This is a genomic window from Bradyrhizobium sp. C9 (assembly GCF_002532045.1).
Taxonomy (GTDB): Bacteria; Pseudomonadota; Alphaproteobacteria; order Rhizobiales; family Xanthobacteraceae; genus Bradyrhizobium.
This window is the reverse complement of the sequence record NZ_NWTG01000013.1, coordinates 25,582-38,288: the sequence shown is the minus strand read 5'-3', so window position 1 is coordinate 38,288 and position 12,707 is coordinate 25,582. Positions and strand designations below refer to the sequence as shown.

Annotated in this window: 9 protein-coding genes; 7 read left to right on the top strand and 2 right to left on the bottom strand. The window is 66.1% G+C overall.

All coding sequences use genetic code 11. From position 1 onward, the window contains the following. Window positions 1–302 precede the first annotated feature (302 nt). Window positions 303–2,123, top strand: a complete 1,821-nt coding sequence (locus CO675_RS24080; protein ID WP_245452888.1) for a chloride channel protein — start codon at window positions 303–305, stop codon at window positions 2,121–2,123. Window positions 2,124–2,289: 166 nt separating this feature from the next. Further along, window positions 2,290–4,008, top strand: a complete 1,719-nt coding sequence (locus CO675_RS24075; protein WP_097674337.1) for an N-acyl-D-amino-acid deacylase family protein — start codon at window positions 2,290–2,292, stop codon at window positions 4,006–4,008. Window positions 4,009–4,222: 214 nt separating this feature from the next. Here the strand turns inward: CO675_RS24075 and CO675_RS24070 are convergent, their stop codons facing one another. Beyond that, complete coding sequence (locus CO675_RS24070; RefSeq protein ID WP_097674336.1) at window positions 4,223–5,539, bottom strand: MFS transporter; 1,317 nt, start codon at window positions 5,537–5,539, stop codon at window positions 4,223–4,225. A gap of 245 nt (window positions 5,540–5,784) precedes the next feature. Between CO675_RS24070 and CO675_RS24065 the strand changes: the two genes are divergently transcribed. The 5 genes from CO675_RS24065 (at window position 5,785) to CO675_RS24045 (ending at window position 11,264) form a co-directional block, all read left to right on the top strand. Then, window positions 5,785–6,543: a class I SAM-dependent methyltransferase gene (locus CO675_RS24065; protein ID WP_097674335.1), complete on the top strand. Its 759-nt coding sequence runs from the start codon at window positions 5,785–5,787 to the stop codon at window positions 6,541–6,543. Window positions 6,544–6,583: 40 nt separating this feature from the next. Beyond that, on the top strand, window positions 6,584–7,237 hold the full coding sequence (locus CO675_RS24060) for an ABC transporter ATP-binding protein (protein WP_097674334.1): 654 nt from the start codon (window positions 6,584–6,586) through the stop codon (window positions 7,235–7,237). Next, window positions 7,234–9,693 carry an ABC transporter permease gene (locus tag CO675_RS24055; RefSeq protein ID WP_097674333.1) on the top strand — a complete coding sequence of 820 codons (2,460 nt, stop codon included), beginning with the start codon at window positions 7,234–7,236 and terminating at the stop codon, window positions 9,691–9,693. The genes CO675_RS24060 and CO675_RS24055 overlap by 4 nt, the downstream gene beginning before the upstream one ends. Beyond that, the gene (locus tag CO675_RS24050) at window positions 9,683–10,768 is read left to right on the top strand and encodes a lipocalin-like domain-containing protein (RefSeq protein ID WP_097674332.1); all 1,086 of its coding nucleotides are present in this window, start codon (window positions 9,683–9,685) and stop codon (window positions 10,766–10,768) included. Before CO675_RS24055 ends, CO675_RS24050 begins: the two co-directional genes overlap by 11 nt. A 106-nt stretch (window positions 10,769–10,874) precedes the next feature. Then, on the top strand, window positions 10,875–11,264 hold the full coding sequence (locus CO675_RS24045; protein WP_097674331.1) for an MAPEG family protein: 390 nt from the start codon (window positions 10,875–10,877) through the stop codon (window positions 11,262–11,264). A gap of 162 nt (window positions 11,265–11,426) precedes the next feature. Here the strand turns inward: CO675_RS24045 and CO675_RS24040 are convergent, their stop codons facing one another. Beyond that, window positions 11,427–12,617 carry an ABC transporter substrate-binding protein gene (locus CO675_RS24040; protein ID WP_097674330.1) on the bottom strand — a complete coding sequence of 397 codons (1,191 nt, stop codon included), beginning with the start codon at window positions 12,615–12,617 and terminating at the stop codon, window positions 11,427–11,429. Window positions 12,618–12,707: the final 90 nt, after the last annotated feature.

Below are 12,707 nucleotides of genomic sequence, written 5' to 3'. Positions count from 1 at the left end.
AAGTTGGATTTGGCCGCACCGCCATCCGAGCGCGAGAAGCGCGCTGACGCGTTATGTGCAGCAGGAATTCATTCCGATCGCCGCTACGACACCTGCTTCAAGAGCGGCTCGATCCGCGACAACTCGTCGAGATCAACCGCTGCAGTTCGGCGAGATGATCGGCCTTGCTCGGAACCCGTTTCCTGGCCCTGCCTTGCGATCTCGGGGCTCCTTTCAACGCTGCCATCCGATGGCTACCGCTTGTAATTATATCGCAATACGATATGACGCCGCGTCCACTCCACCCGAGCCTTGCGCCACCAATGAGCGTCATTTCCACCAAATCGAACACCTCCGCCAAAGCCTCCGCCAAGACGGGCAACACGATCGGCGACAAGGCCAGCCACCTGCTGAGCGACTTCACCACCGATCCGCGCGTCGTGGTGATCTCGGCGATCGCCGTGTTCGTCTCCGCCGCCGGCGTGCTGGCCGGTGCGGGACTTCTGCAGCTGATCAAGCTTGCGACCAACATCGCCTATTTCGGCCGGTTCAGCTTCGCCGACCTGAAATTGCAGGACTCGCCGCTTGGGCTCTGGACCGTGCTGGTGCCGGTCGCGGGCTCGCTGATCATCGGCCTGATGGCGCGCTTCGGCAGCGAGAAGATCCGTGGGCACGGCATTCCGGAAGCCATCGAGGCGATCTTGCTCGGCCGTTCGCGGCTCGATCCCAAGGTGGCGATCCTGAAGCCCTTGTCGTCGGCGATCTCGATCGGCACCGGCGGCCCATTCGGCGCCGAGGGTCCGATCATCATGACGGGCGGCGCGATCGGCTCGTTGATCGCACAGATGCTTCCGGTGACGGACAACGAGCGCAAGACCCTGCTGGTGGCCGGCGCCGCCGCCGGCATGACCACGGTGTTCGGAACGCCGATCGCCGCGATCATGCTCGCGGTCGAACTCCTGCTGTTCGAATGGACGCCGCGCAGCTTCATTCCGGTCACCGTCGCCGCCGTGGTGGCAGCGGTCGGGCGCACCTTCCTGCACATGCCCGCGCCGCTGTTTCCGTTCACCGGCAGCGTCGACATCTCCGTGCTGCAGCTCGGCGCCTGGATGCTGATCGGAATCCTCTCCGGGCTGCTGTCGGGCGTGCTCACCCAGCTGGTCTATGGCTGCGAGGACATTTTCCTCAAGCTGCCGATCCACTGGATGTGGTGGCCGCTGATCGGCGGCCTGGTCGTCGGCCTCGGCGGCCTGATCGAACCGCAGGCGCTCGGTGTCGGCTATGACAATTTGGCTTCGATGCTGCAAGGCGACGTGGTGCTGAAAGCCGCGCTGCTGCTGCTCGTGGTGAAGGCCGTGATCTGGTCGGTCGCGCTCGGCTCCGGCACATCGGGCGGCGTGCTTGCGCCGCTGCTCATCATGGGCGGCGCGATGGGGACCGCGCTGAGCGGCTACCTGCCGGCGGCGAGCCCCGGGTTCTGGGCACTGCTCGCGATGGCGGCGACGATGGGCGGCACGATGCGCTCGCCTTTGACCGCGACCTTCTTCGCGGTCGAGCTCACCGGCAACACCCATGTGCTGCTGCCGCTGATCGCGGCCTGCGGCACGGCGCATGGCGTCACGGTGCTCTTGATGCGGCGCTCGATCCTGACCGAGAAGGTGGCGCGGCGCGGCCACCATCTGGTGCGCGAGTATCGGGTTGATCCCTTTGCGCTGACGCGGGTGCGCGACGTGATGACCAAGGCGGTCGAGACGGTCGCCGACACCATGACGCTGCACGGCGCGGCAGCCTTCCTGACCAACCCGAAGACCGGTCACCCGAGCTTCCCCGTCGTCGACGCCAACCATCACGTGCTCGGGGTAATCGACCCGCCATCGGTGCTGCGCTGGCGCCGCGCCGGCAAGCATCGCACCGCGACGCTCAAGCAATTGCTGGCGGGCAGCAAGATCACCGTCGCTTATCCCGACGAGTATCTCGACCGGCTGGCCGACCGCCTGATGCAGGTCAACGTCTCGCATCTGCCTGTGATCTCGCGCGAAGATCAGCGCCTCGTCGGCTATATCGGTTGGAAGGACCTGATGCGGGTCCGCGCCAGGCTGCAGGCCGAGGAGACCCAGAAGACATCGTTCTTCGGCGCGCGATAGGCACGCGTTGGCCTCCCCGGCGGAACCAATTTCCGCCGGGCGCAACGCATGTTCTCGCTGGCAAAATCGCTGCCAGCGCATCCCAGAGCTTCACCGGCGATGGTTGACAGCATCAAGGGCTCACCCATGATGCTCGCAACCAAGAACAGCCCCGGGATGAAACGCCATGACCTCGACCCCAGACCTCGTGATCCGCGGCGGCAGCATCGCCGACGGCAAGGGCGGCGACCTCTACGAGGCCGATGTTGCAATCACCGGCGGCAAGATCACCGAAGTCGGCAAGGTCGCAGCCAAGGGCAAGGAAGAGATCGACGCACGCGGCAAGCTCGTCGCGCCCGGCTTCGTCGACGTCCACACCCATTACGACGGCCAGGTCACCTGGAGCCAGGACATCACCCCGTCGTCGCAGAACGGCGTCACCACAGCGATCATGGGCAATTGCGGCGTCGGCTTCGCGCCGTGCCGGCCGAGCGATCACAACAGGCTGATCCAGCTGATGGAAGGCGTCGAGGACATTCCGGAGCCGGTGCTCTCCGCCGGCATCCCCTGGGCGTGGGAGAGCTTCCCCGACTACATGGAATGGCTGTCGAAGCGCAGCTTCGACATGGACATCGGCGCGCAACTGCCGCACGCGGCGCTGCGGGTCTATGTGATGGGCGAGCGCGGCGCGCGCCGCGATCCCGCGACGCCCGAGGATAACCAGGCGATGGCGGCGCTCGCCGGCGACGCGGTGCGATCGGGCGCGCTGGGCTTCTCGACCTCGCGCACGCTCAACCACCGCACCTCGACCGGCGACTACACGCCGACGCTGAAGGCGGGCGAGGATGAATTGACGGCGATCGCCGGCGCGATGCACGGCGTCGGCCGCAGCGTGCTGCAATTCGTGCTCGACCAGAGCACCGTGCATGAAGACCTGCCGATGATGCTGCGGGTCGCCGAGAACACCAAATGCCCGATCTCGTTCTCCGTCGCCCAGGCCGACAAGGCGCCGCGGCGCTGGCGGCAGACCATGGACACCATCAATGAGGCCACAGCGCGCGGCCTGTCGATCACGACCCAGATCGCGGCGCGCCCGGTCGGGCTGCTGCTCGGGCTGGAATTGTCGCGCAACCCGTTCCAGACCCATCCGAGCTATCGCGAAATCGCGAGGCTCCCGCTGGCGGAGCGGCTGACGCATCTGCGTCGACCCGAAGTCCGCGCCGCGATCCTGAGCGAGAGCGCAACCGCGACCGACGATCCGCTGTTCTTCCGGCCGAACTACGACAAGATGTATCTGCTGGGCAATCCGCCGGACTATGAGCAACCGCCGGAGAACGCGCTGGGCCCGCAGGCGCGGCGCCAGGGCCGACAGCCGGAAGAGCTCGCCTACGACGCGATGCTGACCGACGAGGGCCGCGGCATGCTCTATGTGCCGTTCCTGAACTATGCCGACGGCAATCTCGATGCCGTGCATGAGATGCTGCGCGAACCCAGCGCAGTGCCCGGCCTGTCCGACGGCGGCGCGCATTGCGGCATCATCTGCGACGCGAGCTTCCCGACTTATCTGCTGACGCACTGGACTCGCGATCGCAGCCGCGGCGAGAAGCTCTCGATCCCGTTCGTGATCGCAGCGCAATCGCGCAAGACCGCGCTGTCGGTCGGCCTCACCGATCGCGGCGTGATCGCGCCGGGCTTCAAGGCCGACGTCAACGTGATCGACTACGACCGGCTGCATCTACATCCGCCGAAGGTACATTACGACTTGCCGGTCGGCGGCCGCCGGCTGCTGCAACAGGTCGACGGCTATGATGCGACCATCGTCTCCGGCATCGTGACCCAGCGCAACGGCAAGGCCACCGGCGCGCGGCCCGGCAGGCTGGTGCGCGGCGCGCAGGGAATGAATTGAGATAGACGCCCCCTCCCCTGGAGGGGCCGAGACGAGCGAAGCTCGCTCTGGGGTCGGATCACATTGAGCGCGGCGAAATGTGAGACGGGGTGGGGTGACCTCTCAACACGGGCAGTGCCCGAATGGAGAGATCACCCCACCCCGCTGTGCATTCCGCTTCGCTACATGCTCAGCGACCCTCCCCCTCCAGGGGAGGGTCGAAGCAGCTCGCCCCTTACGTCGGCGACATCGCGCCCTTGATCGCGCCTGCTGGCTGCGAGCCGCCGGTCAGCCGCGCGCGCTCGGTGTTGGGCCACAGCAGCAACAATCCGAGCAGGCCGGAGCCGGCCATGATTGCGGCGTTGATGGTGAAGCCCGACATGTAGCCGGCCATCGGCGTCGAGGCATGCTGGATCACATTGCCCATCACCATCGGCGCCAGGATACCCGAGATGGTGTACAACGCGCCGTAGATCGCGATGATCGCGCCGCGCTGCGACACCGGCGTGAACTCGCCGAGCATCGGCGGGCACACCACATAGATCGAGCCGCACAGGCCGGAGCCGATCACCAGCAGTGCGATCATCAGTGCACCCGGCGGCGCATAGGGCAGCGTTGCGAGGATGCAGCCGCCGATGATCAGCGGCACCGAGCCGAGTACGCCGCGCGCGCCGCGGGTGGTGAAGCCGCGCGCCAACATCAGCTGCGAGATCCAGCCGGTCAGGATCACGATCGTCGCACCGAAGATCCAGGGCAGGATCGAGACGAAGCCGGCCTGCTGCTGCGAGAAGCCGAGCCCTTCGATGATGAAGGAGGTGAACCAGGTCAGCCCGAGCGACAGCGCCCAATAGGCGCCGAAGGTCGCGACCACGCAGCCGACGAAGGTGCGCGAGGTCAGCAGCTTCCAGTAGGGAATCCGCGACTCCTCGGCCATGACGGCAGCCGTGGACACCAGCGGCCCCTCCTTGCCGAGCGCGAACCAGGCGACGGTCCAGAGCAGGCCGACGATGCCGAGCGCGCCGAAGGCGTGATGCCAGCTGTGATTGACGATGATCCAGTTCAGCGCCGGCACTGCGAGGATCACGCCGAACGCCGACCCCTGCGACAGGATCGCGGTCGGCAGCGTCCGCTTCTCGTCCGGAAACCATTTGTAGATGGCGTGCGCGGCAACCGAGAAGGCCGGTCCCTCGCCGGCGCCGAGGATGATGCGGCAGATCACCAGCGTCGCGTAGCTGACGGTCCCGATCATCGGAAACTGCGCCAGCGACCAGATCACCGCCAGAATCAGCAGCACCCAGCGCGTATCAACGCGGTTGACGATGAAGCCGACCACGATCGCCGAGATCGAGAACAGGATGAAGAAGGCCGAGCCGAGATCACCGAATTGCTCCGGGGTGAGACCCATCTCCTTCCGGATCGGCACGCCGGCAAGCCCGACCACGATCTTGTCCGCAAAGTTCACCACCATGAACAGGAACAGAAGGAAGGTGATCGTCCAGGCGCCTTTGGGCGTCCCCGTTGACATCCCCTTGGACGTCGGTTGCGTCGTCATGTCTGGCTCCCCGTCGTTTCGTTTTTTGGCTTCGTAAGATCGGCCCCAATTGGTGATGCTAGCCACGCCTCGCCGCGCAACGCAACCCGCATTTCCTCGGGTCCTGTGGCCGGCGCGACACCAACGCCGGGCAAGCGCCCGATCACGATCGCGTCGTCGCGGCCAGTGAAGCGGTGATCTGTCATGGGCCGACTGCTATGCTCCGGGCAACAAGAAGCCGAGGTTATTGGAGGTTGGGTTATTTCATGAACAGATCGATCCTTCGCGTGGCCGCCTGCGCTGCGCTTGTGTCCGCCGCACTGCTCGCAGTGCCTCAAGTCCGCGCCCAGGACGCCGCCGGTCCCGACTATGCTGCGATCGTCGCGGCGCCCGATCGAAGCGATGCGGATCGCCAGGTCGACCAGCGCCGTCAGCCGGCCAAGATGCTGGCCTTTGCCGGCGTCAAGCCCGGCATGAACATCCTCGACATGGCCGCGAGCGCCGGCTACAGCACCGAATTGCTCGCGCGCACCGTCGCCCCGTCGGGCAAGGTCTACGCGCAGGATTCGGCGACCGTGCTCGAGCGCTTCGTCAAGGACAAGTTCGACACCCGCGCCAAGTCGACGGCGATGAAGAACGTCGTCCATGTCGTGCGCGACTACGACGATCCGATCCCGCCCGAGGTCAGCAACCTCGACATGATCACCTTGTTCTTTTTCTATCACGACATCAGCTATCTGCCGGTCGATCGCGCCGCGATGAACAAGAAGATGTTCGCCGCACTGAAGCCGGGCGGCTTCCTCGTGATCGCGGACCATTCGGCCAAGACGGGCGAAGGCACAACCGTCGCCAAGACGCTGCACCGGATCGAGGAGAGCACCCTGAAGCAGGAGATCGAGGCCGCCGGCTTCAAGCTGGTGGCCGAGGCCGATTTCCTGCATCATGCGGAGGACCCGAAGGACATTCCCGTCTTCAAGGCACCGGTGCCGATCGACGAGTTCGTCCTGAAATACCAGAAGCCTTGAGTGAGGCACGGCCATCGCTTCATCTGACCAGACCGCCGCGGTGCTTCGCGTCACCGGCCTGACCAAGAGTTACCGCTCTGCCGGTGAAGACGTCGCGGTGCTGCGCGGCGTCGATCTCGCTGTGGCGACCGGCGAGAGCGTGGCGCTATCAGGCGAATCCGGCAGCGGCAAGAGCACGCTGCTGCATCTGATCGCGGGGCTGGACGCCGCGGACAGCGGCGAGATCAGGCTTGCCGATATCACGGTCTCCGGTCTCAACGATGCCGGCCGTGCCGAGCTGCGCCGCGATCGCCTCGGCCTCGTGTTCCAGCAGTTCAACCTGATCCCGAGCCTGACAGTTGCGGACAATCTGGTCTTCCAGTCCCGCATCGCCGGCCGCCACGATGCGGCCTGGCATGACGAGTTGGTCGAGCGCCTTGGGCTCAAGCAGCTGCTGAAGCGCTACCCCGAGCAATTGTCGGGCGGCCAGCAGCAGCGCGTCGCGATCGGCCGCGCGCTCGCGCCGAAGCCGCTGTTGCTGCTCGCCGACGAGCCGACCGGCAATCTCGACGAGGACACCGCCGACGAGGTGCTGCATCTGGCGCGCGATCTGGTTGTTCGCACCGGCTGCGGCTTCCTGATGGTCACCCACAGCGCGCGGCTCGCCGCAACGCTCGACCGCCAGGTCACGCTGCATGCTGGCATCATCGCATGAGGCGGGCGTTGTGGATCCTTGCCGTGCTGCTCAGCCATTGGCGGCGACATCCGATGCAGCTCGCAACGCTGCTGATCGGGTTGATCTCGGCGACTGCATTGTGGAGCGGCGTGCAGGCGCTGAACCAGCAGGCCCGCATCGCCTATGACCGCGCCGCCGCGACCTTCGGCGGCTCGCGCACCGCCATGCTGGTGAGCCGCGACAGCGCGACCTTCCCGCAGCAACTATTCGTCGATCTGCGCCGCGCCGGCTGGCCGGTGTCACCGACGCTGGAGGGCCGCGTCCAGATCGATGGGCGCAGCTTCCGCCTGCTCGGCGTCGAGCCGGTGACGCTGCCGTCCGAGGTCGGCAACGCGCCGGCGGTCGGGCGCGGCAGCCTACAATCGTTCGTCACGCCGCCGGGCGAAATGCTGGTGGCGCCGGAAACGCTACGCGATCTCGGCCTCAAGGAAGGCGAACGGACGCACGCCAACGGCACGACCTTGCCGCCGCTGCGCGTGCAGGCGGAGCTGGCCCCCGGCGCACTCGTCGTCGACATCGGCGTCGCACAGGACATCCTGAAGATGCCCGGCCAGGTGTCGCGCCTGCTGGTCGGCCAATCGAAAGCGCCGCATGCATCGCTGGAAAGCGTGGCAGGCGAAAAACTCCGCCTGGTCGAGCCGAGCGCCGAGAGCGACCTCGAACGGCTGACCGACAGTTTCCATCTCAACCTCACCGCATTCGGCCTGCTGTCGTTCTTCGTCGGCCTGTTCATCGTCAATTCCGCGATCGGCCTCGCCTTCGAGCAGCGGCTGCCGATGCTGCGCACCTTGCGCGCCTGCGGCGTCTCGGCGCGGCTGCTCAACACCGTGCTGGTGATCGAGCTGGTGTCGCTGGCGCTGGTCGCCGGCCTGATTGGCCTGGTCTGCGGCTACTTCATTGCGGCGGCCTTGCTGCCCGATGTCGCGGCCTCGCTGCGCGGGCTTTATGGCGCGCAGATCCCTGGACAGCTTTCGCTCAAACCTATCTGGTGGTTTGCCGGCATCGCCATCAGCATTCTGGGCGCGCTCGCAGCCGCCGCCGCGAGCCTTGCCAAGGCGATCCGGATGCCGGTGCTGGCGACGGCGCAGCCGCAAGCCTGGCAGCAGGCGCAACGGCGCTGGCTGATGTTCCAGAGTGCCGCGGCGCTCGCGGTGTTTGCGGTCGCCGCGGCTCTGATCCAGTTCGGCGATTCCCTGATCGCGGGCTTTGCCGTGCTGGCCGCGCTGATGCTCGGCGCGGCGTTGATCCTGCCGATGGTGCTGCAAATCGCGCTCGCATTCGGCCAGCGCAGCGCGCGGGCGCCGGTCGGCATCTGGTTCTGGGCAGACAGCCGCCAGCAGCTCTCAGGCCTGTCGCTGGCCCTGATGGCGCTATTGCTCGCGCTCGCGGTCAATGTCGGCGTCAGCACCATGGTGGAAAGTTTTAGCCGCACCTTCCTGGTCTGGCTCGACGGCCGCCTCGCCGCCGACGTCTACATCAGCGCCGCCAGCGATCAGCAGGCGAAGGAGATCAAGGCGTGGCTGCGCGATCGGCCTGAAGTCGAGGCGATCCTGCCCGGCGGCCGCGCCGACACCCAGCTTGGCGGCGCGCCGATCGAGGTGTTGGGCCTACCCGATCACGCGACCTATCGCGACAATTGGCCGTTGCTGGAAAGCACGTCCAATGCCTGGGTGCGCTTGCGTCCCGGCGACACCTGTCTGGTCAGCGAGCAGCTGTCACGGCGGATGAAGCTTGGCCTTGGTGATCATATCGAGGTCCCCGCCCCTGGCGGTCCCTGGCCGCTCGAAATCGTCGGCATCTATGCCGATTACGGCAACCCCAAGGGCCAGATCGCGGTCAACTTCGCCGCGCTGACCCGGCGTTTCCCGCAAACGCCGCAGACCCGGCTCGGGCTCCGCGTCGCGCCGGACAAGATCACGCCGCTGATCACGGCGTTGCAAGAGAAGTTCGGTCTCGACGACCGCAACGTCGCCGACCAGGCGACCATGAAGCGGGAATCCAGGCGAGTGTTCAACCGCACCTTCTCGGTGACGGCGGCGCTCAACGCCTTCACGCTCGGCGTCGCCGGCATCGCGCTCCTGACCAGCCTGCTGACCTTGGCCAATTCACGGCTGCCGCAGCTGGCGCCGCTGTGGGCGATCGGCCTAACGCGACGGCGGCTCGCGGTGCTCGAACTGTTGAAGACCATGGCGGTCGCATTGATCACCGCGCTGTTCGCACTGCCGCTCGGCCTTCTGGTCGCCTGGTGCCTGCTCGCGATCGTCAATGTGAAAGCATTCGGCTGGCGGCTGCCGTTCCAAATTTTCCCGCTGCAGCTGATCGAGCTGCTCGCGGTGGCGCTCGCCGCCGCCTTCTGTGCGGCGGCGCTGCCGGTCGCTAGACTGGCGCGCATGCAGCCGGCCAGCCTGATCAGGATCTTCGTCAATGAGCGCTAGCAGCGCGATCACCCGCCGCGCCTTTGCCGGCGGTGCGCTGGCGCTCGCGCTCGGCGGCAAGGGTCTTGCGCAGGGTTTTGCCGGGCTCGGCGAGAATGCCGAAGGTTTTGCTGCGGTCGCGCCGGGCAGGCCATTCGTATTCCCGATCGATCACGGCCCGCATCCGGAGTTCCGGATCGAGTGGTGGTACGTCACCGCGAACCTGTCCGATGCCAGCGGCGCGGCCTATGGCGCGCAATGGACGCTGTTCCGCCAGGCGATGAAGCCGGGCGGCCCCAGCGAAGGCTGGGCCAACCAGCAAGTCTGGATGGGCCATGCCGCCGTGACCAGCGCCACCACGCATCGCTTCAGCGAGACGTTTGCGCGCGGCGGCGTTGGGCAAGCCGGGGTCGAGGCGACGCCGTTCCGCGCGTGGATCGACGCCTGGGAGATGCACGGGATCGACCCGTTCGATGCGCAGCGCGCCGCGCCGATCGAGCTGAAGGCGTCGGCTGCCGACTTCAGCACCGCCCTCCGGCTGACCGCGGACCGCCCGTTGGTGCTGCAAGGCGACCACGGCTACAGCCGGAAGTCGGATCGTGGACAGGCCTCCTATTATTACAGCCAGCCGTTCTACAAGGCATCCGGCCGCATCGCGATCGACGACAGGCCGATCGACGTCACGGGCATGGCATGGATGGATCGCGAATGGAGCAGCCAGCCATTGGCGGTGGACCAAACCGGCTGGGACTGGTTCTCGCTGCATCTGCCCGGCGACGAGAAGCTGATGCTGTACCGGCTGCGCCAGAAGGACGGCCGCGAGAACCTGTTCGGCAACTGGATCACGCCGGACGGCCGCTCGGCCGAGATTGCGGCAGCCGGCAACAGCATCACGCCGATTGCGACCACCGAGATCGACGGCCGCAAGCTGCCGACGTCATGGCGCGTCAGCCTGCCGGCGCGCGGCCTGGCCATCGAGACCACGCCGGTCAATCCGAAGGCCTGGATGGGGACCAGCTTCCCCTATTGGGAGGGCCCGATCCGCTTTTCGGGCAGCCACGCGGGAATCGGCTATCTTGAGATGACCGGGTACTGAAACGCCGACAGAAGATCGGCGCGCCCAAAATCGGTTAGCCAGTCACACCGGTCGCTGCCGCCCCGTCATGACATCGGGGCCAATGAAACCAGAGGACACGCCTGACATGTACCATTACACGGCCATCGTGACCTGCCTTGCGGTCGCGTTCTACTTCTTCACCTCGACACAGGTCGCGCGCGCCCGTGCCGCCTATGGCGTCAAGCTGCCGGCGATCTCGGGCCATCCGGATTTCGAGCGTGTCTTCCGCATCCAGATGAACACGCTGGAATGGATGCCGATCTTCCTGCCGTCGCTGTGGCTGTTCGCGATCTATATCGGCGATGCCGCGGCCGCAGCCGTGGGCGCGCTCTGGGTGATCGGCCGCATCGTCTACTTCATCGGCTATCGCGAAGCGGTGGCGAAGCGCAGCCGCGGTTTTGCGATTCAGGCCGTGGCGTGCATCATCCTGTGGGTCGGCGCACTCGGCGGCGGCGTGTGGCGGCTGGTGCATTGAGGGCGCCACACACTCACCGTCGTCCCGGCGAAGGCCGGGACCCATAACCACAGCAACCAGTTTTGCGAAGGCTGGGGCCGCAGCGCAGCAGAGCAACCGACATCAGTGGTTGGGTCCCGGCCTTCGCCGGGACGACACCGATATTGTTGCCTCAGCTCCACGTCACTTGGTCAGCGGGCAGCCGCTGTCCTTGGCGCGCGGGAAGGCCTGATCGCCCGGCACCACGGCGAGCTGTTTGTAATAGTCCCACGGCTTCTTCGATTCCGAGGGCTTCTTGACCTCGAACAGATACATGTCGTGCACCATGCGGCCGTTCTCCTGCACCTTGCCCTGTGCGAAGGCGTCGTCGACCGGCAGCTCCTTCAGCTTCTTGGCGACCGCATCGGAGTCCTTGGTGCCGGCGGCCTTCACCGCCTTCAGATAGCTCAGCGTCGCCGAATAGGTGCCGGCGTGGATCATGCTCGGCATCCGCCCCGTCCGCTTGAAGAAGCGCTCGGAGAAGGCGCGGGCCTTGTCGTCATGATCCCAGTAGAAGCCTTCGGTCAGCACCAGGCCTTGAGCAGCCTCGAGGCCGAGACCGTTGACCTCGGCGAGCGTCATCAGGAGGCCGGCGAGCTTCTGGCCGCCCCTGACGATGCCGAACTCGGCGGCCTGCTTGATCGAGTTGGTGGTGTCCTGGCCGGCATTGGCGAGGCCGATAACCTTCGCCTTCGAGCTTTGCGCCTGCAGCAGGAACGAGGAGAAGTCCGACGAATTCAGCGGCACCCGCACCGAACCCAGCACCTTGCCGCCCGCCGCGGTAACGATCTCGCTGGTGTCCTTTTCCAGCGCATAGCCGAACGCATAGTCGGCGGTGAGGAAGAACCAGCTGTCGCCACCGGCCTTCACCAGCGCGCCGCCGGTGCCGACCGCCAGCGCGTGGGTGTCGAACGCCCAGTGGAAGCCGTAGGGCGTGCAGGACGCGCCTGTGATCGCCGACGTCGCGGCGCCGACCACGATGTCGATCTTCTTCTTTTCCTTCGAGAGCTCCTGCACCGCAAGCGCCACCGACGAGGTCGTCAGCTCGGTGATCATGTCGACGCCATCGGCGTCATACCAGCGCCGCGCGATCGAAGTCGCAAGGTCCGGCTTGTTCTGGTGATCGGCGGTGACCATCTCGATCTTCTGGCCGAGCACTTCGCCGCCGAAATCCTCGATCGCCATCCTGGCGGCTTCGACCGAATATTTTCCGCCGTAATCGGCGTAGACGCCCGACTGGTCGTTCAGGATGCCGATCTTGACGCCCTGTGCCATCGCCGGCGCCGCCAGCATCAGGCTGCATGCCGCAACCGCAGCCAAAAATCCCGACTTCATTGTTATGTTCTCCCAGCAGTCTCTCATCAGGAAAAATCGGCGCGACATTATTTTATAACCCCGTGCCTGCCCATCTGTTTCCGCTCAGCC

Excerpts from the sequence above, each read along its gene's own strand:
- CO675_RS24080 (WP_245452888.1), top strand. The coding sequence starts at position 303 with ATGAGCGTCATTTCCACCAAATCGAACACCTCCGCCAAAGCCTCCGCC.
- CO675_RS24075 (WP_097674337.1), top strand. The coding sequence starts at position 2,290 with ATGACCTCGACCCCAGACCTCGTGATCCGCGGCGGCAGCATCGCCGAC.
- CO675_RS24070 (WP_097674336.1), bottom strand. The coding sequence starts at position 5,539 with ATGACGACGCAACCGACGTCCAAGGGGATGTCAACGGGGACGCCCAAA.
- CO675_RS24065 (WP_097674335.1), top strand. The coding sequence starts at position 5,785 with ATGAACAGATCGATCCTTCGCGTGGCCGCCTGCGCTGCGCTTGTGTCC.
- CO675_RS24055 (WP_097674333.1), top strand. The coding sequence starts at position 7,234 with ATGAGGCGGGCGTTGTGGATCCTTGCCGTGCTGCTCAGCCATTGGCGG.
- CO675_RS24050 (WP_097674332.1), top strand. The coding sequence starts at position 9,683 with ATGAGCGCTAGCAGCGCGATCACCCGCCGCGCCTTTGCCGGCGGTGCG.
- CO675_RS24045 (WP_097674331.1), top strand. The coding sequence starts at position 10,875 with ATGTACCATTACACGGCCATCGTGACCTGCCTTGCGGTCGCGTTCTAC.
- CO675_RS24040 (WP_097674330.1), bottom strand. The coding sequence starts at position 12,617 with ATGAAGTCGGGATTTTTGGCTGCGGTTGCGGCATGCAGCCTGATGCTG.